This is a genomic window from Streptomyces sp. C1-1 (assembly GCF_050214755.1).
In the GTDB taxonomy this organism is placed as follows: domain Bacteria; phylum Actinomycetota; class Actinomycetes; order Streptomycetales; family Streptomycetaceae; genus Streptomyces.
The window spans coordinates 8,761,242-8,784,565 of sequence record NZ_CP189826.1; the positions used below are offsets into that span (position 1 = coordinate 8,761,242).

The 23,324-nt window shown below is 72.5% G+C and carries 21 protein-coding genes and 3 pseudogenes; 12 read left to right on the forward strand and 12 right to left on the reverse strand.

Features of this window, described 5'->3' with window-relative positions; genetic code table 11:
* The first annotated feature begins 19 nt into the window (after window positions 1-19).
* From ACQF4J_RS39815 to ACQF4J_RS39825, 3 genes are all read left to right on the forward strand, one after another.
* Window positions 20-382 (forward strand): bifunctional 3-phenylpropionate/cinnamic acid dioxygenase ferredoxin subunit, encoded by a 363-nt coding sequence (locus tag ACQF4J_RS39815; protein ID WP_058926936.1) that lies wholly within the window; start codon window positions 20-22, stop codon window positions 380-382.
* Window positions 379-1,539: an NAD(P)/FAD-dependent oxidoreductase gene (locus tag ACQF4J_RS39820; RefSeq protein WP_351564404.1), complete on the forward strand. Its 1,161-nt coding sequence runs from the start codon at window positions 379-381 to the stop codon at window positions 1,537-1,539. Before ACQF4J_RS39815 ends, ACQF4J_RS39820 begins: the two co-directional genes overlap by 4 nt.
* Window positions 1,540-1,699: 160 nt before the next feature.
* The gene (locus tag ACQF4J_RS39825) at window positions 1,700-2,839 is read left to right on the forward strand and encodes an aromatic ring-hydroxylating oxygenase subunit alpha (protein WP_351564402.1); all 1,140 of its coding nucleotides are present in this window, start codon (window positions 1,700-1,702) and stop codon (window positions 2,837-2,839) included.
* Here the strand turns inward: ACQF4J_RS39825 and ACQF4J_RS39830 are convergent.
* Window positions 2,827-3,573 (reverse strand): IclR family transcriptional regulator, encoded by a 747-nt coding sequence (locus tag ACQF4J_RS39830; protein ID WP_351564400.1) that lies wholly within the window; start codon window positions 3,571-3,573, stop codon window positions 2,827-2,829. The two genes, ACQF4J_RS39825 and ACQF4J_RS39830, sit on opposite strands and share 13 nt — an antisense overlap.
* A gap of 84 nt (window positions 3,574-3,657) precedes the next feature.
* Entirely contained in the window at window positions 3,658-4,659 is a 1,002-nt protein-coding gene (locus ACQF4J_RS39835; protein WP_351564398.1) for a quinone oxidoreductase family protein, read from the reverse strand.
* 135 nt (window positions 4,660-4,794) lie between these two features.
* On the opposite strand from ACQF4J_RS39835, the gene ACQF4J_RS39840 reads away from it, so the two are divergent.
* The 5 genes from ACQF4J_RS39840 (at window position 4,795) to ACQF4J_RS39860 (ending at window position 9,049) form a co-directional block, all read left to right on the forward strand.
* On the forward strand, window positions 4,795-5,136 hold the full coding sequence (locus ACQF4J_RS39840; protein WP_351564396.1) for an ArsR/SmtB family transcription factor: 342 nt from the start codon (window positions 4,795-4,797) through the stop codon (window positions 5,134-5,136).
* 146 nt (window positions 5,137-5,282) lie between these two features.
* Window positions 5,283-6,224 carry an ABC transporter ATP-binding protein gene (locus tag ACQF4J_RS39845; protein ID WP_351805516.1) on the forward strand — a complete coding sequence of 314 codons (942 nt, stop codon included), beginning with the start codon at window positions 5,283-5,285 and terminating at the stop codon, window positions 6,222-6,224.
* On the forward strand, window positions 6,221-7,069 hold the full coding sequence (locus ACQF4J_RS39850) for an ABC transporter permease (protein ID WP_351564393.1): 849 nt from the start codon (window positions 6,221-6,223) through the stop codon (window positions 7,067-7,069). The genes ACQF4J_RS39845 and ACQF4J_RS39850 overlap by 4 nt, the downstream gene beginning before the upstream one ends.
* A 19-nt stretch (window positions 7,070-7,088) precedes the next feature.
* The gene (locus ACQF4J_RS39855) at window positions 7,089-8,384 is read left to right on the forward strand and encodes a sensor histidine kinase (RefSeq protein WP_351564391.1); all 1,296 of its coding nucleotides are present in this window, start codon (window positions 7,089-7,091) and stop codon (window positions 8,382-8,384) included.
* A complete protein-coding gene (locus ACQF4J_RS39860; RefSeq protein ID WP_351564389.1) occupies window positions 8,381-9,049 on the forward strand; it encodes a response regulator transcription factor in 669 nt (222 codons plus the stop codon). Before ACQF4J_RS39855 ends, ACQF4J_RS39860 begins: the two co-directional genes overlap by 4 nt.
* 19 nt (window positions 9,050-9,068) lie before the next feature.
* On the opposite strand, the gene ACQF4J_RS39865 is transcribed toward ACQF4J_RS39860, so the two are convergent.
* Window positions 9,069-10,772 (reverse strand): NAD-dependent malic enzyme, encoded by a 1,704-nt coding sequence (locus ACQF4J_RS39865; RefSeq protein WP_427167999.1) that lies wholly within the window; start codon window positions 10,770-10,772, stop codon window positions 9,069-9,071.
* Between the two features lie 299 nt (window positions 10,773-11,071).
* Window positions 11,072-12,280 (reverse strand): erythromycin esterase family protein, encoded by a 1,209-nt coding sequence (locus ACQF4J_RS39870; protein ID WP_427168000.1) that lies wholly within the window; start codon window positions 12,278-12,280, stop codon window positions 11,072-11,074.
* A gap of 58 nt (window positions 12,281-12,338) precedes the next feature.
* On the opposite strand from ACQF4J_RS39870, the gene ACQF4J_RS39875 reads away from it, so the two are divergent.
* Window positions 12,339-13,073: a TioE family transcriptional regulator gene (locus tag ACQF4J_RS39875; protein ID WP_351805512.1), complete on the forward strand. Its 735-nt coding sequence runs from the start codon at window positions 12,339-12,341 to the stop codon at window positions 13,071-13,073.
* A gap of 47 nt (window positions 13,074-13,120) precedes the next feature.
* On the opposite strand, the pseudogene ACQF4J_RS39880 reads toward ACQF4J_RS39875, so the two are convergent.
* Window positions 13,121-13,387: pseudogene (locus ACQF4J_RS39880) on the reverse strand (pyridoxal-phosphate dependent enzyme); the annotation flags it as partial.
* Between ACQF4J_RS39880 and ACQF4J_RS39885 the strand changes: the two are divergent.
* Together ACQF4J_RS39885 and ACQF4J_RS39890 are read left to right on the forward strand one after the other, a co-directional pair.
* Entirely contained in the window at window positions 13,381-13,632 is a 252-nt protein-coding gene (locus ACQF4J_RS39885) for a hypothetical protein (protein WP_427168001.1), read from the forward strand. The pseudogene ACQF4J_RS39880 and the gene ACQF4J_RS39885 sit on opposite strands and share 7 nt — an antisense overlap.
* Window positions 13,626-14,228 (forward strand): annotated as a pseudogene (locus ACQF4J_RS39890) (LysE family translocator); the annotation flags it as partial. The gene ACQF4J_RS39885 and the pseudogene ACQF4J_RS39890, both read left to right, overlap by 7 nt.
* Before the next feature lie 15 nt (window positions 14,229-14,243).
* Here the strand turns inward: ACQF4J_RS39890 and ACQF4J_RS39895 are convergent.
* The 5 genes and pseudogenes from ACQF4J_RS39895 to ACQF4J_RS39915 all read right to left on the reverse strand — a co-directional run bounded on the left by ACQF4J_RS39895 (window position 14,244) and on the right by ACQF4J_RS39915 (window position 17,801).
* Window positions 14,244-14,909 carry a carbonic anhydrase gene (locus ACQF4J_RS39895; RefSeq protein WP_351564381.1) on the reverse strand — a complete coding sequence of 222 codons (666 nt, stop codon included), beginning with the start codon at window positions 14,907-14,909 and terminating at the stop codon, window positions 14,244-14,246.
* A 100-nt stretch (window positions 14,910-15,009) separates the two neighbouring features.
* A complete protein-coding gene (gene arsM, locus ACQF4J_RS39900) occupies window positions 15,010-15,771 on the reverse strand; it encodes an arsenite methyltransferase (RefSeq protein WP_427168002.1) in 762 nt (253 codons plus the stop codon).
* A 152-nt stretch (window positions 15,772-15,923) separates the two neighbouring features.
* Window positions 15,924-16,580 (reverse strand): lytic transglycosylase domain-containing protein, encoded by a 657-nt coding sequence (locus tag ACQF4J_RS39905; RefSeq protein WP_351564375.1) that lies wholly within the window; start codon window positions 16,578-16,580, stop codon window positions 15,924-15,926.
* 202 nt (window positions 16,581-16,782) lie between these two features.
* Window positions 16,783-17,046 (reverse strand): annotated as a pseudogene (locus tag ACQF4J_RS39910) (arabinofuranosidase catalytic domain-containing protein); the annotation flags it as partial.
* A 32-nt stretch (window positions 17,047-17,078) separates the two neighbouring features.
* Entirely contained in the window at window positions 17,079-17,801 is a 723-nt protein-coding gene (locus ACQF4J_RS39915; RefSeq protein WP_351564373.1) for a TetR/AcrR family transcriptional regulator, read from the reverse strand.
* Window positions 17,802-17,851: 50 nt separating this feature from the next.
* Between ACQF4J_RS39915 and ACQF4J_RS39920 the strand changes: the two genes are divergently transcribed.
* Window positions 17,852-19,378 (forward strand): FAD-dependent monooxygenase, encoded by a 1,527-nt coding sequence (locus ACQF4J_RS39920; protein ID WP_427168003.1) that lies wholly within the window; start codon window positions 17,852-17,854, stop codon window positions 19,376-19,378.
* On the opposite strand, the gene ACQF4J_RS39925 is transcribed toward ACQF4J_RS39920, so the two are convergent.
* On the reverse strand, window positions 19,379-20,356 hold the full coding sequence (locus ACQF4J_RS39925) for an aminoglycoside phosphotransferase family protein (protein ID WP_427168004.1): 978 nt from the start codon (window positions 20,354-20,356) through the stop codon (window positions 19,379-19,381).
* Window positions 20,357-20,446: 90 nt separating this feature from the next.
* Window positions 20,447-23,311 carry a glycoside hydrolase family 2 TIM barrel-domain containing protein gene (locus ACQF4J_RS39930; RefSeq protein WP_427168005.1) on the reverse strand — a complete coding sequence of 955 codons (2,865 nt, stop codon included), beginning with the start codon at window positions 23,309-23,311 and terminating at the stop codon, window positions 20,447-20,449.
* Window positions 23,312-23,324 lie beyond the last annotated feature (13 nt).

Consider the following 23,324-nt stretch of genomic DNA (forward strand, 5'->3'; position numbering starts at 1 on the left):
CTATACGCACCGAGGTGTCATGATGATTCCCGCGTGCCGTCTCGCGGATCTCCCGCGAGGTGAGGCCTTCCGGCTCGACATCGACCCGCCTGTCTCGGTGTTCCACACCGACGACGGCGAGGTCTTCGCCATCGACGACACCTGCACCCACCAGGACGCCTCGCTCGCCGACGGCTGGCTGGAGGGCTGCGAGGTCGAATGCCCGCTGCACGCCTCGAAGTTCGACCTGCGCACCGGTGCCGTCGACGCGCCCCCGGCCAAGCTGCCGGTCCGCACGCACGAGGTCGTCGTCGAGGACGGCATGATCTATGTGCGGGTGTCGACCGACGCCCCCAACCTGCCGCCGTGCATCGCCTCCCGGCTCGCCGGAGGTCCCGCGTGAGGACCGTCGCCGTGGTGGGCGCGTCGCTGGCGGGTCTGTCGGCGGCGCGCTCACTGCGCAAGCAGGGCTACGACGGACGGCTCGTCGTCATCGGCGACGAGACCCATCGCCCGTACGACAGGCCGCCACTGTCCAAGGAGTTCCTGGCCGGCACCCTCGGTGAGGCGGACCTGGTCCTGGAGGTCGAGGGCGAGGACCTGGGCGCCGAGTGGCTGCTCGGCACCCGCGCCACCGGACTCGACCGTACGTCCCGTGCCCTGCGGCTCGCCGACGGGCGTCAGGTGCCCGCCGACGGCGTCGTCATCGCCACCGGCGCCGCCGCCCGCACCCTGCCGGGCTCCGCGGGTCTGGCCGGCGTGCACACCCTGCGCACCCTCGACGACGCCCGCGCCCTGCGGGACGAACTGACGCGCGGCGGACGCCTGGTGGTGATCGGCGGCGGGTTCGTCGGCGCCGAGGTCGCCTCCACCGCCTGCGCCCTCGGACTCGACGTGACCGTCGTCGAGGCCGCGCCCACGCCGCTCGCCGGCCCCCTCGGCGAGACCATGGGTGCCGTCGTCTCCGGCCTCCACGCCGACCATGGCGTACGACTGCTGTGCGGCGTCGGCGTCAAGGGCCTCAGCGGTGAGAAACGCGTCGACGCCGTGCTGTTGGAGGACGGCCGGAGTGTGCCGGCCGACATCGTCGTCGTCGGCGTGGGCGCCCGCCCGTGCGTCGAGTGGCTGGAGGGCTCCGGCATCGCGCTCGACAACGGCGTCAAGTGCGGCGCCGACGGGCGCACCAGCATCGCCGGGGTGGTCGCGGTCGGCGACTGTGCCAACTGGTACGACCCGCGCGCGGGCGCCCATCGCCGGGTCGAGCACTGGACCGGCGCGCGAGAACGCCCCGACGCCGCCGTGACCGCGCTGCTGGCGGGCGGCGCCGTGGAACCGGGCGTGCCCAGGCCGCCGTACTTCTGGTCCGACCAGTACGGCGTGAAGATCCAGTTCGCCGGTCACGCGGCCGGCGCCGACAGTGTGACCGTCGAGGCGGGCGCCGTGGGCGACCGCGACGTCCTCGCCGTCTACCGGCGTGCCGGAGAGCCGGTCGCCGTGCTCGGCATGAACCAGCCCCGGCTGTTCACGCGGTGGCGCAAGCAGCTCGCCGCCACGTCTTGACACCGCCGCCGCGGCACCACATGCTGCGGACGCAGCAGTTGCGCACAGTGCGCGCCGTTGCGTAATGAACAACAGAAGCGTGTATCGCCCCAACGCCGTCCGGAGTCGCTCTTCCCGGCGCGTGAATGACCCCTCCACGACGTTCCCCGAGGAGTGCACCGTGACCTCGACCAGCCTGCCGGACAGCCTGATCGCCACCCTGCCCGGCTCCTCCTACACGGATCCGGCGGTCTTCGCCCAGGAGCAGGAGCGCATATTCGAGACCATGTGGTTCTGTGTGGCGCGCGCCTCCGAGCTGGCCGCACCCGGCGCCTTCCGCACCGTCGACGTGGGCCGCGAGTCCATCCTGGTCACCCGCGCCCGGGACCACTCGATCCGCGCCTACTTCAACGTCTGCCGGCACCGCGGCGCCAAGCTGTGCACCGAGGAGTCCGGCGAGGTCAAGCGCGCCTTCCAGTGCCCCTACCACGCCTGGACCTACGGCCTGGACGGCAAGCTCGTCGCCGCCCCCAACCTCACCAAGATGCCCGACGTCGGCCGGACGGAGTACGGCCTGGCGAGCGTCGCCGTGCGCGAATGGCTCGGCTACGTCTGGGTCTGCCTCGCGGAGAACCCGCCCTCCTTCGAGGAGGACGTCATCGGCGCGGTCGTCGAGCGGCTGGGGGACGTCGAGGCGATCGAGCACTACGACATCGACAACCTCTCCGTCGGCAAGCGCATCACGTACGACGTGAAGGCCAACTGGAAGCTCATCATCGAGAACTTCATGGAGTGCTACCACTGCGCCACCATCCACCCCGAACTCACCGAGGTGCTCCCGGAGTTCGCGGACGGCTACGCCGCGCAGTACTACGTGGGCCACGGCGCCGAGTTCGGCGAGGAGGTCCGGGGCTTCACCGTCGACGGCAGCGAGGGCCTCGACCGCATCCCGGGCGTCGGCGACGAGCAGGACCGCCGCTACTACGCGATCACCGTCAAGCCGCAGGTGTTCATCAACCTCGTCCCCGACCACGTGATCTTCCACCGCATGTACCCGGTGTCGGCCGACCGCACGATCGTCGAGTGCGACTGGCTCTATCTGCCGCACGTCGTCGAGAGCGGCAAGGACGTCACCCGGTCCGTGGAGCTCTTCCACCGCGTCAACCAGCAGGACTTCGACGCCTGCGAGCGCACGCAGCCCGGAATGAGCTCGCGGATGTACGCCAAGGGCGGCGTCCTGGTGCCCAGCGAGCACCACATCGGCGCCTTCCACGACTGGGTGAGCGAGCGGCTCAGCGGCGGGCTTCCTCAGCCCAGGTAGCCCATCCGGTGGCTGATCTCCTCCGCGCCCTTGATCAGTACCGGGGCCAGCTCGCGCATGCGCTCCTCGGTGAAACGGTACGAGGGCCCGGAGGCGGTGACCGCCGCGATGACGTTCCCCTCCCGGTCGAGGACCGGGGCGGCCATGGCGTGCAGGCCGATCTCCAACTCCTCCAGGGTCCAGGCGTATCCGGCCTCCCGTGCCTCGGCCAGGTGCTTCTCCAGCTTCGCCTTCGAGGTGATGGTGTGCGGGGTGACCTTCTTCAGGCCCGCCTCGGCCAGCAGCGCGGCGCGCTCCCCGGCGGGCAGGTGCGCCAGCAGGATCTTGCCGCTCGACGTCGCGTGCAACGGCGTGAGCTGGCCGACCCAGTTGTGCGCGGTGACCGCCGCGGGGCCGCGCACCTGGTACAGGTTGATGGCGTAATGCTCCTGCAGCACCGCGATGTTGACGGTCTCGCCGATCTCCTCGGCGAGACGCTCGCAGACCGGACGGCCCTGCTGGGTGATGTCGATGCGGCCGGTGACCGCGCCGGCCAGCCGTACGATCCCGAAGCCGAGCCGGTACTTCCCCCGCTCACCCGCCTGTTCCACCAGACCGCGTGCCTCCAGGGCGCCGAGGAGGCGGAACGCGGTGGACTTGTGAACGTCGATCTCGGCGGCCACCTCACTGACGCCCGCCTCGCCGCGTTGGGCCAGGATCTCCAGGACGCTGATGGCACGATCGACCGACTGCACTCCGCCGGCCTGTGAATTTGACGTTTCGGTGTCTGTGCTGTGGTTGCTCACAGCGAAACTATACGCGTAGTACGGCACAAGTTGTTACCTGTCGGTACCTCCCGCGTTCTGGTCCCGTGCGCGCAGCAGCAGCTTGCCGGTGGAGGTGCGCCCGCCCATCAGCCGGTGCGCCTCGGCCGCTTCGGTCAACGGGAACTCCGCGGTGACCGGGAGGCTCACCGTGCCGTCGGTCACCGTGCGGAAGGCGCGCTCGGCGAGGGAGCGCAGCGCCTCGGGGGCCGACTGCGTGAGCGACAGGATGGAGAAGCCGGCGACGGAACGGCCGTAGGGGTACAGCTCGGGCTGTCCGACCTGCCACGGCTCCGCCCCGCTCGCGTTGCCGAAGGACACCAGGCGTCCGAAGACGGCGAGCGCGTCCAGACCCCGGCGCAGCGTGTCGCCGCCCACGGGGTCGAGCACCAGGTCGACCCCCTTCCCGCCGGTGGCGCGGCGGACGTCGTCGGCGAAGGTGTCGGCGAGGAACACCTCGTCGTAGCCGTGCTTGAGGGCGTGGTCGGCCTTGGCCGGGGAGGAGACCACGCCGTAGACCGCCCCGGCGTCGGCCGCCCGCGCCAGCTGGCCGGCCGCCGTGCCGATGCCGCCGGCCGCGCCGTGCACCAGCACGCTCTCCCCGGCCCGCAGCCGCCCCACCTCGTGCAGCAGGGCGTGCGCCGTCGGCAGCACGGTGGGCAGCGTCGCCGCGGTCCGCAGGTCCAGGCCCTCGGGCAGCGGGAAGACCGCGGCGGCCCCGGCGAGGACGACCTCCGCGTACGCGCCGCTGTCGACCAGGGCGACGACGTCCTGACCGGCCCGCAGCCCCTCGACACCCTCGCCCACGGCCCGGATCCGTCCGGAGACCTCCAGGCCCGGGCGGAAGGGCAGGGACTGCACCCGGTAACCCTCGGCGCGTGCCTTCAGGTCCGCGAAGTTGACGCCGACGTAGGCGGTGTCGATGGTCACCTGCCCGGCCCGCGGCTCGGGCACGCCGGCCTCGACGACCCTCAGCACCTCGGGGCCGCCGTACTCCTGGAACTCCACTGCGCGCATGGGTCGTACCCGCCTCTCCGGAAGTGTTCAATGAAAAGCGAACACTGGGACTGTAAGATACGGATCGAACACTCGGCAAGCGGCGGCGCGCGCCTCGGGGTGAACCGGCGAGGTGCGCGGGACGGGAAGAGGGACATGTCGAAGCAGGCTGTGGGCGCCGGTCACCGCGCTGCGCCGGTGCACACGGACCCGGCGGACGTGTCCGTGCTGACCGCGCTGTCAGCGGTCGCCGACCCCGTGCGCCTGCAGATCGTCCGCGAGCTCGCGGGCTCCGCGGAGTGGACCCGCAGCTGCGGAAGCTTCGACGTACCCGTCGGCAAGGCGGCGCTCAGCCACCACTTCTCCGTCCTGCGCGGCGCAGGTCTGGTCGAACAGCGCGACGAAGGACCCCGGCGGGTCAACCGGCTGCGCCGGGAGGAGTTCGACGCACGCTTCCCCGGACTGCTCGACCTCGTGCTGAGCGCCGACACGGACTGATCCGGCCCCCGCCCCGGCTCCGCGTAGTACCCGGGTACCACGCCACGACCGCAGATCGACCCGCGGTACCACCGAAAGGGACCGATCGCTTCCTAGCGTGGGTGGTGCGGCGTCCGACGGCGCCGCGGACCGAGGGAGAGGCGCGGATGATCGAGGCACAGCAGCTCACCAAACGCTACGGGGAGAAAACGGCCGTCGACGGCCTGGACTTCGTCGTGAAACCGGGCACGGTGACCGGCTTCCTGGGGCCCAACGGCGCCGGCAAGTCCACCACCATGCGCATGATCGTCGGTCTGGACGCCCCGACCGCCGGGTCCGTGACGGTCAACGGCCGCCCCTACGCGCGGCACCGCGCACCGCTGCAGGAGGTGGGGGCGCTGCTGGAGGCCAAGTCGATCCACCCGGGGCGCTCGGCCTACAACCACCTCCGGTCGCTGGCGCTGACCCACGGCATCCCCCGCCGCCGCGTCGACGAGGTCATCGACCTCGCCGGTCTGGGCAGCGTGGCCCGCAAGCGGGCCGGTGCCTTCTCCCTCGGCATGGGACAGCGGCTCGGCATCGCGGCCGCGCTGCTCGGCGACCCGCAGACGGTGATGCTGGACGAACCGGTCAACGGCCTGGACCCCGAAGGCGTGCTCTGGATCCGCAACCTGCTGACCACCCTCGCCGAGGAGGGCCGCACGGTCTTCGTCTCCTCACACCTGATGAGCGAGATGGCACTCGTCGCCGACCACCTGATCGTCGTCGGCCGGGGGCGGCTGCTGGCCGACACCACCGTGCGGGACCTGGTCCGCCAGGCCGGTGGCGACACCGTGACGGTCAAGACCCAGGACCCGGCACGGCTGCGCGAGGCGTTGGCCGGACCCGACGTCGACATCACCGGACACGTCGGCTCCGAAGAACTCCAGGTCACCGGGATCACCGCCCGCGAGATCGGCCTGAAGGCGGCCGAGCACGGCATCGCCCTGTTCGAACTCAGCCCCCGCACGATGTCACTGGAACAGGCCTTCATGGACCTGACCAGGGACGCGGTGGAGTACCACGGCACCGTCACGACCACCGCCGAGACCCCCGGGAGGGCGGCATGAGCACCGTCACCGCGACCACGGACACCACCGGAACACCGCCCGCCACCGCCCCGCGACCCGCCTACCGCGTCACCACCCGGGGAGTGCTGCGCTCGGAGTGGGCCAAGCTGTGGTCCCTGCGCTCGACCTGGATCACGCTCGGACTCGGCCTGCTCTTCCTGGTCGCGTTCGGGCTCATCGCCGCCACCCGCTACAAGTCGGGCTACGCCTCCGGCACCCTGAACCGGGACTTCGCCAGCTCGACGGGCCTGGAACTGTCCCTGTTCGGCACGAACTTCGCCCAACTGGCCCTGGGCGTCCTCGGCGTGCTGATCACCGCGGGCGAGTACTCCACCGGCATGATCCGCTCCACCCTGGCAGCCGTGCCGCGCCGCCTGCCCGTGCTGTGGTCCAAGGCGGCCCTGTACGGCGTGGTCGTGCTCGTCGTCGGCACCGCCGGCGCGTTCGTCGCCTTCCAGATCGGCAGCGGCATCCTCTCCGGCACGCCGGCCGCCATGAGCCTGTCGCACGCCGGAGTCGTCCGCAGCCTCTTCGGCGCCGGGCTCTACCTCGGCCTGGTCGGAGTGATCGGCGCGGCCCTCGGCATGCTGCTGCGCTCGGTCGCCGGCGGGATCTCCGTCCTGGTCGCGAGCCTGATGCTGATCCCCGGCCTGGTGACGCTGCTGCCAAGCTCCTGGCAGAACGACATCAGCCCCTACCTGCCCGGCAACGCCGGCCAGGCGATGTACGCCCTCACGCACGACGCCACCACCCTCTCGCCCGGCGCCGGACTGTGGGTCTTCCTCGGCTGGACGGCCCTCGCGCTGGCCGGCGCGGCGTACCGGCTGGTGCGCACCGACGTCTGACCCCCTGCACCATGGACGGGTGACATCCGTGACCTTCGACGACGCCGGCGCACTGGGGCCGCTGGTCGCCCGCCTCGCGCGGGCCGGCCAGCGGCTGCGGCAGGCCGACCGCGCCCGCCCCTGGGCGCTGGACACCGCGGTCGTGGTCCTGGTCTTCGCGCTGTTCTGCGTGCCGGACCTGCTGCGCGCCACGGGCGCGGTCACCGGCGGCGACGGACCGCACCGGCTGCGCCTCGCCCTCACCGACCTGCCCCTGCCGGCGATGCTGGCGATACAGGCCGGGCTGGTACTGCCCCTGCTGTGGCGGCGGCGACGGCCGCTCGCGACGTTCGGCGTCATCACGGCCGTATTCCTGCTCCAGTGGTCCCTGGACGCCGGGCTGCGCGCGGACATCGCCCTGTTCATCGCCCTCTACAGCCTGGCGCTGCACGGACGGCTGCGGCAGCTGCCGTGGGCCTGCGCCGTCGTGGCGGGCGCCATGACCGTGGTCGCGCTGCGCGTGACCCACGCGGTGTCCGTCTGGGACGCCCTGTTCTTCCTGCTGAGCACGGCGACCGCGGCCCTCGCGCTCGGGCTGACGGTGCGCATCCGCCGGGCCCAGCTCGCCGGCCTGCGCGAGCGGGCCGCCCGGCTGGAGATCGAGCGCGACCAGCGCGGCAGACTGGCGGTCGCCACCGAACGGGCCCGGGTGGCCCGCGAGATGCACGACATCGTCGGCCACAACCTGTCCGTCATCATCACCCTCGCCGACGCCGGCCGATACGCCACCGACCTCGCCCCCGAACGCGGCAAGGAGGCCCTGCGGCTCATCGGCGACACCGGCCGGCAGGCGCTGGGAGAACTGCGGCGCGTGCTCGGTGTGCTCCGCGAGAGCACCGGCACGTCCCCCGCCGAGCCCGCGCTCAGCCCGCAACCCGGCCTCGCGGACATCGACGCCCTGTGCGCCGGCGTGCGCGCCGCGGGCCTGGAGGTCGTCTACCGGACCGCCGGGAACGTCGACGCGCTGGACAGCGGCGTGCAGTTGACGGTGTACCGGATAGTGCAGGAAGCCCTCACCAACACCCTGAAACACGCCGGCCCCGACACCCGGGTGCACCTGGCCGTCCTCGTGGAGGACGCCTCCTTGACCATCCGGGTCCGCGACAGCGGCCCCGCCCTGCTGCCCGGACCGCCGGGCGAGGAAGGACACGGGCTGGTGGGCCTGCGCGAACGAGCGGCACTCTACGGCGGAAGCGTCAGCGCCGGCCCGGTGCCCGGCGGCGGCTGGAGCGTGCGGGCCACGCTCGACCTCACCCCCCAGAGGGGCGCCCCGTGACCACCGTGCTCATCGTCGACGACCAGCACCTGCAGCGCTACGGCTTCCGCATCCTGCTGGAATCGGTCCCGGAGACCGACGTGGTCGGCGAGGCCGCGCACGGCGCCGAGGCCGTCCGCAAAGCCGCCGAACTACGGCCCGACGTGGTGCTGATGGACGTACGGATGCCCGGCATGGACGGCATCGAGGCCACCCGCCGCATCGTCGCCTCCGGCGACCGCTCCCGCATCCTGGTGCTGACCACGTTCGATCTCGACGAGTACGTCCACGCCGCCCTGCGCGCCGGGGCCAGCGGCTTCCTCCTCAAGGACGCACGCCCCGAGGAACTCCTCGCCGGCATCCGCGCCGTGGCCGCCGGCGACGCCGTCATCGCGCCCGCCCTCACCCGCCGCATCCTCGACGAGTACGCCCGGCACCGGCCCGTCCGCCCCGGCGACCCCGCCGAGGACCCCAGACTGAGCACCCTGACCGAGCGGGAGCGGGAGATCCTCGAGGCCGTCGGCAAGGGCTGGACCAACGGCGAGATCGCCGCGCACTTCGTGCTGTCCGAGTCCACCGTCAAGACCCACGTCGGCCGCGTCCTGGCGAAGATCGGCGCCCGTGACCGCATCCAGGCCGTGATCTTCGCCTACGACATCGGACTCGCCCGGCCCAACGAGGGATGAGCGCGGACCGCACAGCGCCTCAGACCGCCGCCACCGGCCGGTACACCGGCTCCCACATGGCCCGGCGCACCCGGTCCTCGATGGTGTCGTCCACGCTCTCGCGGGCGACGCCGTCCTCGGCCGCCGCACGCGCCACGGCGACCGCCACGGCGGCGGAGGTGCGCCGCAGGTCCCGGGTGTGGGGGAGGAGGGAGGCGCCTCGGGCGGTGGAGTCGACCTGTGCGGCGACCGCGTGGGCCGCGGCGGAGAGCATCGAGTCGGTGACCCGCGTGGCCCGGGAGACGACGGCACCGAGGCCGAGTCCGGGGAAGATCAGCGCGTTGTTGGCCTGGCCGATCTCGTAGGTGACCCCGCCGCTGGTCACCGGCTCGAAGGGGCTCCCGGTCGCGATGAGCGCACGGCCCTCCGTCCAGTCCAGCAGCTCGGAGGGCACGGCCTCGGCGAGCCGGGTCGGGTTGGACATCGGCAGCACGATGGGGCGTTCGGCGTGCGCGGCCATCTCCCGGACGATGCTCCCGGTGAAGGCGCCGCCCTGGCCGGAGGTGCCGATCAGCACGGTGGGCCGGACCTGGCGCACCACCTCCGCCAAGGGGATGCCCCCGACCTTCGCGTCCCGTCGCCAGCCGGCGACCTCGTCGGCCGATCGGGCGTAGGCGACCTGGAAGTCACGCAGGCCCTCCTGGTCACGGGTGATCAGCCCGTGGCGGTCGACGGCCCAGAAGCGGTCGGTGGCCTGCTCCCGGCCGAGACCCTCCGCGGCCATGGCGTCCCGCAACTGGTCGGCGACGCCCATGCCCGCCGTGCCGGCGCCGAAGACCACCACCCGGTGCTCGGGCAACGGCATCCCGCTGGCCCGCACCCCGGACAGGACGGCGGCCAGGTTCACCGCTCCCGTGCCCTGGATGTCGTCGTTGAAGACGAAGTGCTCGCCCCGGTAACGGTCGAGGACGCGGCGCGCGTTGGCCGGCCCGAAGTCCTCGAAGTGGAGCAGCGCGTCGGGGAAGAGGCGCTCCGCGGTGGTGACGTAGCGCTCGATGAAGGCGTCGTACGTCTCCGTGTCCACCCGGGGGTGACGGTTGCCCAAGTAGAGCGGGTCCTCGAGGAGTTGCTCGCGGTTGGTGCCGACGTCGAGGACGACGGCGAGGGTGCGGGCCGGGTCGATGCCGGCCGCGGCCGTGTACACGGCGAGCTTGCCCACCGAGATGTCGATGCCGCCCACCCCCCAGTCGCCGATGCCCAGGATGGCCTCGCCGTCGGTCGCCACGATCAGGTCGACGTCGTCGGCGCCCAACCCGGAGGCACGCAGGGCGCGTTCCATGTCCTCGGGGGCGTCGACCGACAGGTAGATGCCGCGCGGGCGCCGGTACTCGGTGCTGTAGCGCTCGATGGCGGTGCCGACCGTCGGTGTGTAGACGATGGGCAGCATCTCCGAGAGGTGATCGCTGAGCAGGCGGTAGAACAGCACCTCGTTGCGGTCGTGCAGGGCGGTCAGGTTGACGTGCCTGGCCAGGTCGGTGGGCTGGGCCGAGTACTGGCCGTACGCCCGGTCGGCCTGCTGGTCCAGGGTGAGCACGCGGGGCGGGATCAGGCCGTCCAGGCCCAGGTCCCGCCGCTCCTGTCCGGTGAAGGCCGTACCGCGGTTGAGACGGGGGTCGGCCAGCACGGCACGGCCGCGTGCAGAGGTCTCGAAACGGTTGTCGTCGGCGTTCCACTGGGTGCTCATCGTCGCTCCGTGACGTGTCCGGGAGTGCGACCGTCGGTCGCCCTGTCCCTCCCCAGGGTGGCCCACCGTGCCCCGGGCCGCCGCGGAGGCCGGGCCGACGCAGCCGGTCCTCTCGCGGGCGGTCGGACGCCTCGAACAGGAGGTGGGTGCCATGTCCGGCAACACGCCGTCTCGGTCGCCACGCACGACACGGGCATCCACCTGACCGCCCCCGGCATCATCCTCACCGTCACTTGCATGGCGGGAATCGCCGGCCCGGCCACCATCGCCACCTGAACCGGGCCGCAGGCGTCGGTGCCCTAACGGGCCTCGGCCCGGACATCCTTGACGAACACGACGCCGGCGGCGTCCCCGAGCTGAGCAGGGTCGAGCGGCGCGTAGCCGAACCAGGGGGACACGCGGGGCGCGGGAGGCGTGCCGCCGACGGCCGCGGCGAGCCGCCCGGCGTCCACGACACAGCGGTCCTCCGGGAGCGCGTACAACAGACCCTCGACGGTGTCCGGCGCGGGCGTGTCCACTCCCCGGTGGCGGATCGTGCCCAGCGCCGTGGTCAGAAAGGCGTACTCCGCGCCGAGCCGGACGCCCGCCAGGGCACCGGCGCTCCACCACTGCACCGGCCCCTGCCACATCCGCATCGAGCTCTTCGCCCGCTGCAGATGTGAGTTGTGGGCGTGCACCAGCACCGGGCCGCGTTCGGCGAGGGCCAGCAGGTTGTGGGCCATCATCAGATCCCGCAGCGCGCACAGCCGTGTCATGCGGGCCGGCGAGGTGTCCGCCATCCCGTGGTGATAGCGCAGCAGTCCGACGGCGGTACGTCCGTACAGGCGCGCCCGGTCCCAGTCCTCCCGGGAGGCCGCACCGATCAGATGTGGCGTCTGCGCGTCGAGCAGTGCCACCAAGTCGTCGGCCAGCAGCCGGAGCCGATCCGCCTCGGCCGACCGTCCCACGGACCGGAACGGCTCGGTCATCGCGGCGGGATCCGTCCACCGGTCGTCGGGGCCGAGCAGACCGTCGAGGGTCTGCGCGGTGCAGGGCAGCAGGTCCGCGTCCACGTGGTCCGCGAGATGGGCGTGCAGTGCGGTGAGGGCCTGTCGGGGGCTCGCGGCCTCGGTGATCTCCAGGGGGCCGTCGAAACCGGCGAAGCTTACGTGTTCGGACGCGGGCCGGCGCGCGTTGTGGGCCCGCATCCAGCGCACGAGCTCCCTGTTGCCGGCGAAGGCGCCCCAGCCATGGCTGAACCCGCGCTCCATGACGTCGTCGAGGGTGCCCGTGCCCGAGGTGACGTACTCGTCCACGACCAGGCCCCGCACGCAGTCGCTCTCGATCGCGACGGTCCGGTAGCCGTCCTGTTCGACGAGTTGCCGGAAGAGTTCGTTGCGCAGGTCGAGCAGGGCGTCCTCACCGTGGGTGGGCTCGCCGAGCCCGAGCAGTCGGGGCCGGCCCGGGAGCAGCCTCCTGACGGAGGCGGCGTCGACGGCACCGGCGATGTCCTTGATGCAAGTGGCCATATCCTCAACGGTATCGTTGAACCTTCGGTTGAGACTTTCACGTGATTTGGGCAGGAGTATGGGGAGAAACCTTCAAAGCGGCGGGCGGCTCAGGCCCGTCGACCTGGCCCGCGCCCACGGTCTGTCCACGCAGGCGGTCAGGAACTACGAGGAGGCGGGCATCCTCCCTCCGGCCGGTCGCACCCCGCACGGCTACCGCACCTACACCTCCGTGCACGCGGCGGCTCTGCGGGCGTTCCTCGCCCTGCTGCCCGGGCACGGCCACCGGACGGCGGCGTCGATCATGCGGGAGGTGAACCGGGGCGCGACCGACGAGGCGTTCCGCCACATCGACGAGAGCCATGCCCAGCTCCTCGACGACCGGCGGACCCTCCACGCCGTGGAGAACGCCCTCCGCGACCTGGAACCCGCCACCGCACCGGAGCCCGGCGGCACCTTCATCGGGCCCCTCGCGGACCGGCTCGGCATCCGGCCCGCGACCCTGCGCAAGTGGGAGCGCGCCGGGCTGGTACGCCCGCACCGCGACCCGCACACCGGCTACCGCGTCTACGACGACGCCGGCGTACGGGACGCCCGGCTGGTCCACCAACTCCGGCGCGGGGGCTACCTGCTGGAACAGATCGCCCCGCTCATCACCCAGGTGCACGCGGCCGGCGGACTGGAACCGCTGGAGGGCGCGCTGACCGAATGGCGCCGTCGGCTGTCCGGCCGCGCATGGGCGATGCTGAGCGGAGCGGCCGAACTGGAGGCGTACCTCCGCGAGCGCACGCCCCCACCCGGCACCCCCCTGTGAGGCACGGCCCCCTCAGGAACCGCCGGCGTGGAGTGTGACGGCGTCGTGGAGGGCGTTCCGGCCGCCGTGCCCTCGGTGCTCAGCAGTACGACGACCGAGGCCGGCCCGAGCCCCAGCGCCGTACGGCGTTCCGCGGCCCCCGGGCCGTTGAGCGCCGCGCGCAGGCCGGCGAGCACGGCGGCACCGCAGGGCCCCGAGGAGACGCCCAGCGCCGCGAGGTCGGCGGCGGCGCGGGCGCAGTCGGCGTCCGTGATGGCGATCGCGGCGTCCAGCCCGGCGAGAAGATGGGGCCAGGCGATGCCGGACGGTGTGCCGCGGCGAGCCGCTGCTCGACGAGGCGCTGGTGGAGCAGGAGATCGGTGGTCTCGAACCGTACGTCGGGCTCGAAGCCGGCGCGTTCCTCCCCGACCTCGTGTGGAGCGGACGGTCCCCGACCGTCGCCCTGCGGCGCCTCACCCGCGGCCGGAGCACCCGCCGCGTCGTCACCGTGGTACGCCGCGGCGGCGAGCACCCGGCCGTCCGGGCGTGGGCGAACCCGGGGAAGCCGGCCGCATGCTGACTCATCTCGTGGCCGCGACCGGTGTCCTGGGGGTGCTGACCGTCGTGCCCGGCCCGGACATGGCGGTGGTGACCCGGCGTGCGCTCGCGGCCGGTGCCGGGGACGGGCTGCGCACCGTCGGCGGGATCGCGACCGGGCTGCTGCTGTGGGGTGCGCCGACCGCGGCGGGCCTCGCGGCCGTGCTCGCCGCCTCGCCCGCGGCCTACCGGGCGGTCAAGCTCCTGGGCGCCGGCTACCTGGTGTTCCTGGGCGCGCAGGCCCTGTGGCAGCACCGGGCCACCGCACCCGCCGTGCCCACGGGCACCGCCCCCACGGGGAGCCCCTGGCAGACGGGCCTGGTCAGCAACATCCTCAACCCGAAGATCGCCGTCTTCTACACCGGACTGCTGCCCTCACTCGCCCTGCCGGGGCTGCCCACCGCCTGGGCCATGACCCTCCTGGTCCTCCTGCACACCGCCCTCACCCTCGGCTGGCTCGGCGGCTACGTGCTCCTGCTGGCGAAGGCGGGCCCGGTCCTGCACAGACCGCGGATCGGCCGTGCGCTCGGCCGCACCACGGGCGTCGTGCTGATCGGCTTCGGCCTGCTGGTCTCCTCGTACGAGGCGAGCGCGTCAGCCGACCTCGGCTCGGGGGGTGGAGTCGGCCGGGGCGGCCGGGAGGTCCAGGCCGCGGGCGGTGACCGGGTGGGCGCTGCCGTCGGCCAGCCGGTAGGTCAGGCCCACCACGGCGGTGCGGCCGCGGGCGACCTGGTCGGCCAGTTCCCGGGAGCGGTCCATGACGAAGTCGACGGTGTGCCGCACATGAGTGGCGATGAACTCCTCGTTCTCGCTCGCACCGGCGGCTTGAGCGGCCAGCACACTGGGCGTCACCCGCTCTATCACGTCCCGTAGGTACCCGGGCGCGGCCCTGCCGTCCGCCACGGCGGCCCTGGTGGCGGCGACCGCTCCGCAGGCGTCATGGCCGAGGACCACGACCAGCGGGCAGTCCAGCACGCTCACCCCGTACTCGATGCTGCCGAGCACCTCCGGACCCGCGGCGTGTCCGGCGGTGCGGACGACGAACAGGTCTCCCAGCCCCTGGTCGAAGATGATCTCGGCGGCCAGCCGGGAGTCCGAGCAGCCGAGGAGCACGGCGAACGGGCGCTGGGTGGAGGTCAGATCGGCACGGCGGGCGGCGTCCTGGTTGGGATGCAGGGGCGTGCCGGCGGCGAAGCGGCGATTGCCCGCCAGGAGCAGGTCATAGGCCTCGCGCGGGCCGGAAGGAAAGACATCGCTCATGATGCCGCAGGTTACGACCGAATCGGCTCCGCCGGCGCACCGGGGTCGGCCGGATGCCGTACAGGGCTCCCTCGGCCGCCCCGGCGCCCACCGCCCGTCCCTACGACCTGCTCTGAGCCGGCTTGACGGCGCGGACGACGGCCGAGTGCATGCCGTCGGCGACCGGGTGGGTCGGGGTGATCTCGACGTCGGTGAACCCGGCGGCCTCGAGGCCCGCGCGGTATTCGGCGAACGACAGGGCACCGGCGATGCAGCCCACATAGTCACCGCGCTCGGCACGCTGTTCGACGGTGAGGGTGTCGTCCGAGACGATGTCGGAGACGCCGATCCGGCCGCCGGGCCGCAGCACGCGGAAGGTCTCGGCGAACACGGCTGCCTTGTCCGTGGACAGGTTGATGACGCAGTTGGAGATCACCACGTCGACGGTGTTCGCGGGCAGCGGGATCGCCTCGATGGTGCCCTTGAGGAACTCCACGTTCCGCGCGCCCGCCTTCGCCGCGTTGGCCACGGCGAGTTCGAGCATCTCGTCGGTCATGTCCAGCCCGTACGCCTTGCCGGTCGGACCGACGCGGCGGGCGGACAGCAGGACGTCGATGCCGCCGCCGGAACCGAGGTCCAGGACGCGTTCACCGGCGCGCAGCTCGGCGACGGCGGTGGGGTTGCCGCAGCCGAGGGAGGCTGCGACGGCCTCCGCGGGCAGGGCGCCGCGCTCGTCCGCGGGGTACAGCGTGGAGCCGAAGTCGTCGTCGACCTCGACCGGCTCGGGTCCGCAACAGGCGGCCGCGCCCTCGGTGACCTTGACGGCCGCGGCCGCGTACCGGCGACGTACCGCCTCGCGCAGATCGTTGGACTGCTCGTTCATGGCTCACCCCCAGGTGACGGGCCGCGGCACGGCGGCCCGGAACGACCTGTATCGACGTTCCTTGATGCAAGCCTGCGCCTTGCATCGACGGACGTCAACATAGAAGCCTGTCGAAACAGGCGGAGGGGGGTCGGCGGCGTCGGCGGTCGGCCTCAGTACGCGTGGTGGACCTGCCAGAAGGCCCAGGCGTCGCACGGGCTGCCGTAGGCGGCGTTCATGTAGTTGAGCCCCCACTTGATCTGGGTCGCGGGGTTCGTCTGCCAGTCGGCGCCGACCGTGGCGTATTTGGAGGCCGGCAGGGCCTGGACGAGGCCGTACGCGCCGGAGGAGGCGTTCAGGGCGTGCATGTTCCAGCTGGACTCGCGCTCCACGATGTTGCTGAAGCACTGGAACTGGCCGCTGGGCACGATCTGCCGGGCGATCGCCTGGATCTCGGCGATGGTGTACGACCGCTGGGGGGTCAGGCTCACGCCCCGGCTCGCGGCGCTCTTCGTCTCGGCGCGCTTCGCGGCTTCCTTCTTCGCCGTGGCCGTCCTGGCGGCGGCCTTGCGGGCGGCCTCCTCGGCCTCTTTCCTGGTGACGGCGTCCGCCTGCACGGCCTGCGCGTCGGCCTGCATCGTCAGGGACGCGGTCTGCACCTGGGCCTGCTGACCCGCCGGTATGTCGGCGAGCAGCGTCGCGTCGGCAGCGCCGGCCTCGGCCCCGCCCGTCTGCGCGGCGGTGCCCGAGGCGACGCCGACGACACTTCCGACGGCGGTGACCGCGGAGGCCGAGGCCACCGCGAATCCGCGGACCGATATCGGGCTCACTGGTCTACCTTCCGGGTCGTCCGTGGCGCCTTGCCGTGGGGATGCGGGCAACTCGCCTCACACGTCCCGCAGTTGCCACACTCTGCCGCGCCGTGGCAGGGGGCCGCAATGGTGAAGGAGGTGTGGATGCTCACATCTGGGGCGACGCCCGGGGCCCCTTCGGCGCCGGGGCGGCGAAGGGGCCGTCGGAGGTCTACCTGCCGTAGCCGGCCGCGGTGATGTTGGCCTGTACGGCGTTCTCGGTGGCGTCGGAGGGATAGCCGGAGGTCATGACGCCCTCGTAGAAGGTGCCCGCGGCGCCGTGGCTGTTGTCGCCGCCGATGCCGAGGATGATGGCACCCTCCTTCTTCATCGGGTTGTACCCGGCGGCGTTGGGGCGGACCCCGTTGTAGAAGGTGGACAGGGAGCCGGACTGGGCGTTGCCGCCGCGGATCGCCCAGTGGTTGGGGCCGCCCCAGACACTCGCGCCTGCTGCGATCGCAGTGGACGGGAGGCGCTTCAGCGGTGTGCCAGACCGTCGATCATCAGGCGGAGGGTGAAGTCGAACCGGTCGTGGCCCTCGCCCGCGGTGAGCTCGGCGGCGTGACGGGTGGTGTGGGGGAAGGTCCCGGCGGGCAGGGCCGCGAAGCGCCGCAGCAGCTCGGCGCGGTCGACGACCCAGACGGCGTCGTCGTCGGCCGAACGCAGGCGGGCGATCGAGGTCTCCAGGCAGTAGGCGGCCACGTACAGCAGCAGCGCGTCGATGGCCCAGGCGGCGGCCTGCGGTGCGACGCCGCCGGCGAGGAGGATGGCGAGCAGCCCTTCGCTGACGCGCATGGTCTCGAGGTCGGTGGGGGCCATGGCGAGCGCGGCGCGGGAGATGCCCGGGTACTTCAGGTACTGGTCGCGGATCTGGGCGCACACACCGTGGATCTGCTCCCGCCAGGCCTCCGGATCGGGTGCGGGCAGGACCAGCTCGGCGCACAGCCGGCCGATGAGCAGCTCGTCGAGGTCGGCCTTGTTGACGACGTGGGCGTAGAGCGATGCGGGGCCGGTGTCGAGGGCGCCGGCCAGTCGCCGCATGGTCAGGGCCTCGTAGCCCTCCGCGGCGATCATGCCCAGCGCGGTGTCGACGACCTGTTCGACGGTGATCGGGTCCTTGCGGCGACGGGGCCTGGGGCCCCCTTCGGCCTCGGTCTTCGGCGGCAGGTGGCGCGCCGCGCGTCGCTCTCTGGGGTTCACCCGAACACTATAACTTGACGCGAACAGTGTTCGTAGATAGAACACTGTTCGTGACAGGGACTGAGAAGTACGACGTGACCGTGGTCGGTGCCGGGCCGGTGGGCCTGCTGCTCGCCGGGGAGCTGGCGCTCACCGGGGCCTCGGTGCAGGTGCTCGAACGGCTCGCCGAGCCGGACAGGTCGATGAAGGCCGGAGCGGTCAACGTACCGACGGCCGAGGCGCTCGACCGCCGGGGACTGCTGCCCGAGGCCGAGAAGGTGCAGCGAGAGATCTTCGAACGAGTGGGCTCGTTCGCCGGGACGACCGTCGGCCGGGGAGCACGCGAATCGCGGTTCACCGGGCATTTCGCGGGGATCGTCCTGGACGCCGACCTCGTGGACTGGTCCGATCCCGATCTCGCCGCGCACACCGCGGTCGACGGAGCGCGCATGGTGCCGCAGCCCGAACTGGAGGCGCTGCTGGCCGGCCATGTGGCACGCCTCGGCGTACCCCTGCGCCGCGGGGTCGAGGTCACCGCGCTCCAGGACACCGGCGACGAGGTGCTCGTCGGCACCACCGCCGGCCCGGTGCGCACCGGCTGGCTGGTGGGATGCGACGGCGGACGCAGCACCGTGCGCCGCCTCACGGGCATCGACTTCCCCGGCACCGACCCCGAACTCACGGGACATCTGGCGGTCGCCGACATCGCCGACCCGGAGAAGCTCGCGAACGGATGGGCATGGTCGCCGCAGGGCGCGTACCGCCACGGGCCGCAGCCGGGGCGGGTCGTCACCGTGGAGTTCGACGGCGCCGCCGCCGACCGGAGAGCGCCGGTCGCCCTCGACGAGGTGCAGGCCAGTCTGCGCCGGGTCTCGGGAACCGATGTCACGCTGACCGCGCTGCGCGGCACCGCGACCCGCTGGAGCGACAACGCCCGCCAGGCCGCGGCCTATCGGTCGGGCCGGGTGCTGCTGGCCGGCGACGCCGCGCACGTGCACTCGCCCTTCGGCGGCCAGGGACTCAACCTCGGGGCCGGCGACGCGATGAACCTCGGCTGGAAGCTGGGTGCCGTGGTCGCGGGATGGGCACCCGAGGGGCTGCTCGACACCTATGACGAGGAGCGCCGGCCTCTCGGCGCCTGGGTGCTGGACTGGACGCGGGCCCAGATCGGCGTGCTGCGCGGGGACGCCAAGTCCGCCGCGCTGCGCGAGGTGGTCGCCGATCTGCTGGGTACCGGGGCCGGAGCCACCTACGCCGTCAAGAAGATCTCCGGCGTCACGCACCGCGTCGACCTGCCCGGCGACCATCCGCTCACCGGCCGGTACGCCCCCGACCTGTGGCTCGCGGACGGCTCGCGGCTGGTCGACCACGGGCACGGCGGCGGGTTCCTGCTGCTCGACCGTACGGCGGACGGCCGATTCGCCCACCGAGCCGAGGCCTGGGGCGACCGGGTGAACGGCGTGACCGACGACCACGCCACCCCGGCCGGTCTCCTGGTACGCCCCGACGGCGTGGTCGCCTGGGCCACCGACACCGACGACACCGAGGCAGTCACCGGTCTGGAGGCCGCCCTGCACCGCTGGGCGGGCACCCCGTAGCTAGTCGCCCCACTCGCTCTCGAGTTCCTTGACCAGGCCGGCGAGCGCGGTCGGGTCCGGGACGGCGTCCAGGGAGCGGCGGACCTGCTGGTCGCCGAACGCCCGCTGCTCGGCCGTCTTCTCGGGGTCCACCGCCGCTTCGGCCTGCACCTGGACGTAGTTGAGGCTGGTCGCGAAGAGCATCGAGAACGCGTCCAGGCTCCGGATCGCCCCCGGGCCGCCGGCGTCCACGTAGGCGCGGACCAGCCGGCGTGCGGAGTCCGAATTCGCACCGGACCACGCGTACACGACCGAGGCCAGCTCGCGCTCCGGTGACACGGGCCCCGCGTTGTCCCAGTCGATCAGGACCGGGCCGGCCGGTCCGACCAGGACGTTCTGGGGCTGGACGTCGAGATGCGACATCACCAGACCGGTGCGGCCGGCCGGGGTCACGAACCGCGCCAGTTCCCTGGCCCGGCCGTCGGCGAGTTCCTCCAGCCGCTCCGACCACGGCAGCCCGTGCCCACGGATCTTCCGGCACAGGCTTTCCCAGTCCGACGCGTCGGGGCACCGCTCGTACCAGGGATGCGGTGCCCCGCTCGCACCCGCTCCGGCGATGTGCAGCAGTGCGAGGGTGCGTCCGACCCAGGTGAGGATCTCCGGGCGGGCGGGGTCGGCACCGCTTCCGTCCACCCAGTCGTAGACCTTCACACAGGTGCCACCCACCTGCGCCGGAAGGGTCGAGACACGAGTGCCGTCCCGGTTGGCGAACAGCCTCGGAGAGGCGATCCCCAGGCGTTCCCCGGCGTCCCTCAGGGCGGCCTCGCGACGCACCTGCTCTTCGTCGCAGCCGAACAGCATCTCCTTGACGGCCCATCGGCGGCCGTCCCCGGCGAGCCTCCAGATCCGGCCCAGTGCGCCGCGTGTGACCGGTGTGATCGTCCACGGTCCGCTGCCGAGTCCGTAGGCCTCGACCACATGGTCGACGGCGTTGTGCACGGGGACCTCCTCGTTCCTCACGGCGGCAAGGCGCGGCCGCCCCGTCGGCGAGGACGGGGCGGCCGCGGTCCGAGGTTCACTCGGGACGTGTCACTCGGCGGCCGAGAACACGAAGGAGAACTCGGCCGGTTCGGCCCGCAGCCAGTACGGCGGCAGCACGCCGGGCCCGCAGGACCCGGTGCCGATGCCGTGCAGGCCGTGGTCGAGGTTGACCCACACCGTCTCACCGGGCGTCAGGTCGGTGAGGTGGGTGGCCGCGTCCAGCTGCTCGGTCGTCCAGCGCCGGGCGGTGAGGAAGAACTCCGGGTCGCCCTCGACGCGCAGCCCGCCGATCTCCGCCCACCGGACGTCGGCACGGGCGCCGTTCTCCTGCGGACGCAGGTACGGCGTCTGCAGCCCGTCCACCGTCGACTCCCAACGTGCCACCCGGGAGGCCGCCTTGGTGTCCGGGTAGCCCTCGCCGGGGCCGCCGCCGTACCACTTCACCGCGTCGGCCCGCTCGAGCCCGAACCGCACCCCGAGCCGGGGCAGCGGCACCGGCCACTCGCCCTGCGGTCCCACGGACACCGTCAGCTTCAGACGGTCGCCGTCCGAGGTCCACCGGTACACCGTGGCGAGGCCGAACTCCCAGGCGGCGGGCGCCACCCGGGTGCGTACGGTCAGCGCGTCACCGTCGAGCTCCACGGAGTCCAGCCGGTGCCGCATGCGGTGCAGGCCGAACTTGCGCCACAGCTCCGCGTAGCGGGTGCCGGTCTGCCACTCCGCGCCCTCGTCGTTGTCGGTGGTCGCCCGCCAGACGTCCAGCCGCAGGCCGCTGACGGCGACGCCGCCAATGGTCTTCAGTGCCCCGCTGCGGGCGTCGAACGCGGCCGGGCCCAGCGTGATCACGCCGCCGTCGGACACCGGCCCGGCGCTCGCGGACACCACCGGCAACGGCCGCGCGACCACGGGCACCTGGCCCCAGGCCACCTCGTGCCCCTTCGACCCCCAGACGGTGTCGGCCGCCAGCAGCGCCCGCACCGTCCACAGGGTCTCGGCGCCCGTGTGCCCGGCCGGCGGTTCGGGCAGCTTGACCTCCGCCGACTCGCCCGGAGCGAGCGCGGGCACGGCCAGGGACCCCGACTCGACCGTCTCGCCGTCCACTTGGTACGACCACTCGAAGGCGAAGGCCGAGAGGTCGGCGAAGTCCTGCTTGTTCGTCACCCGCACGGTGCCGTCGAGTGCGTCGAAGGAGACGGGCTCGATGACCTTCTTGAACTCCAGCAGGCCGGGGGAGGGCCGCCGGTCCGGGAAGATGAGGCCGTCGCAGACGAAGTTGCCGTCGTGCAGCTCCTCGCCGAAGTCGCCGCCGTAGGCGTAGCCCAGCTCGGCGTGCTTGACGCCGTGGTCGATCCACTCCCAGATGAAGCCGCCCTGGAGGCGGTCGTGGGACTCGAACAGCCGCTGGTAGTCGGCGATGCCGCCGGGGCCGTTGCCCATGGCGTGCCCGTACTCGCAGAGGATGAAGGGCAGTTCACGACGTTTGTGCGTACCGCCGTCCAGGTCCTTGCCGATGGCCTCGACCTCGGCGTGCGAGGCGTACATCCGCGAATAGACGTCCGTGTCACGGCAGTTCCAGTCGCCCTCGTAGTGCACGAGGCGGGAGGAGTCCCGGCCGTGGATCCACTCGGCCATCGCGGTCAGGCCACGGCCGGTGCCCGCCTCGTTGCCCAGCGACCAGATGACCACCGACGGATGGTTCTTGTCCCGCTCCACCATGCGCGCGGCGCGGTCCAGGAGGGCCGGGGTCCAGCGGTCGTCGTCGACCGGGTTGTCGCGCCAGGCCTGCTCGGTGAAGCCGTGGGTCTCCAGGTCGCACTCGTCGATGACCCACAGGCCGTACTCGTCGCACAGGTCGAGGAAGGCGGGGTGCGGCGGGTAGTGGGAGGTGCGCACGGCGTTGAGATTGTGCCGCTTCATCAGCAGCACGTCCTCGCGCATCGTCTCCAGGTCCAGGGCGCGGCCCTTCTCCGGGTGCCACTCGTGGCGGTTGACGCCCTTGAAGAGCACCGGCCTGCCGTTGACCTTGATCAGGCCGTCGGCCAGTTCCACGGTACGGAACCCGATGCGCAGCGGAACCCGCTCGCCCTCGGTGACCAGCTCGCCGTCGTACAGCTTCGGCACCTCGGCCGTCCACGGCTGGACCGGGACCGTGACCGTCGTGCCGGTCTCGACATCGATGTCCAGGGCGGGCACGGACACTCGCCCGTCGACGTCGGAGTCGACGCGCAGGGTGCCCTCGCCCGTGCCGTGGTCGTAGGAGGCGTGCACGAAGAAGTCGAGCGCGCTGCCCGCCGGGCGGTGCAGCAGCGTCACGTCACGGAAGATGCCGGGCAGCCACCACTGGTCCTGGTCCTCCAGGTAGGAACCCGCCGACCACTGGTGGACCCGGACGGCGAGGACGTTGCCGCTCGGCTTGAGCAGGTGCCCCACCGCGAACTCGTGCGGCAGCCGGGAGCCCTTGAACTCGCCGATGTCCGTGCCGTTCAGCCAGACGCGGGCGCAGGACTCCACGCCGTCGAAGCGGATCACCGCCCCGCCCTCGGCCGGCCAGTCCGCGGGCAGGTCGAAGACGCGCAGGTGGTCGCCGGTCGGGTTCTCCGTCGGGACGTGCGGCGGGTCGACCGGGAAGGGGTAGAGGTGGTTGGTGTAGATCGGCAGGCCGAAGGCGCCGTCGCCCTGGAGCACCCAGTGACCCGGGACCATGACCTCGTCCCAGTCCCCGGCCTCGAAGCCGGGCTCGGCGAACGAGTCGTCCTCGGCGTCGGCGGTCGGCGACACCCGAAGGCGCCAGCTGCCGTTGAGCGAGAGTGACGTCGCGTCGGAGGACGCGTACCAGGCGCGGGGCGGAAGGGCCCCGCTGCCGGGTGAGACGTCCTCGACGTAGTCAAAGGCAGTGGTGGTACGGAAAGACATCGGTCTCCAGGTC

Bases quoted from the DNA above. Each gene is read 5' to 3' on its own strand.
- ACQF4J_RS39815 (WP_058926936.1), top strand. From the start codon at position 20: ATGATGATTCCCGCGTGCCGTCTCGCGGATCTCCCGCGAGGTGAGGCC.
- ACQF4J_RS39835 (WP_351564398.1), bottom strand. From the start codon at position 4,659: ATGCGCGCAGTGGAGTTCCAGGAGTACGGCGGCCCCGAGGTGCTGAGG.
- ACQF4J_RS39840 (WP_351564396.1), top strand. From the start codon at position 4,795: ATGTCGAAGCAGGCTGTGGGCGCCGGTCACCGCGCTGCGCCGGTGCAC.
- ACQF4J_RS39845 (WP_351805516.1), top strand. From the start codon at position 5,283: ATGATCGAGGCACAGCAGCTCACCAAACGCTACGGGGAGAAAACGGCC.
- ACQF4J_RS39850 (WP_351564393.1), top strand. From the start codon at position 6,221: ATGAGCACCGTCACCGCGACCACGGACACCACCGGAACACCGCCCGCC.
- ACQF4J_RS39865 (WP_427167999.1), bottom strand. From the start codon at position 10,772: ATGAGCACCCAGTGGAACGCCGACGACAACCGTTTCGAGACCTCTGCA.
- ACQF4J_RS39870 (WP_427168000.1), bottom strand. From the start codon at position 12,280: ATGGCCACTTGCATCAAGGACATCGCCGGTGCCGTCGACGCCGCCTCC.
- ACQF4J_RS39875 (WP_351805512.1), top strand. From the start codon at position 12,339: ATGGGGAGAAACCTTCAAAGCGGCGGGCGGCTCAGGCCCGTCGACCTG.
- ACQF4J_RS39895 (WP_351564381.1), bottom strand. From the start codon at position 14,909: ATGAGCGATGTCTTTCCTTCCGGCCCGCGCGAGGCCTATGACCTGCTC.
- arsM (WP_427168002.1), bottom strand. From the start codon at position 15,771: ATGAACGAGCAGTCCAACGATCTGCGCGAGGCGGTACGTCGCCGGTAC.
- ACQF4J_RS39930 (WP_427168005.1), bottom strand. From the start codon at position 23,311: ATGTCTTTCCGTACCACCACTGCCTTTGACTACGTCGAGGACGTCTCA.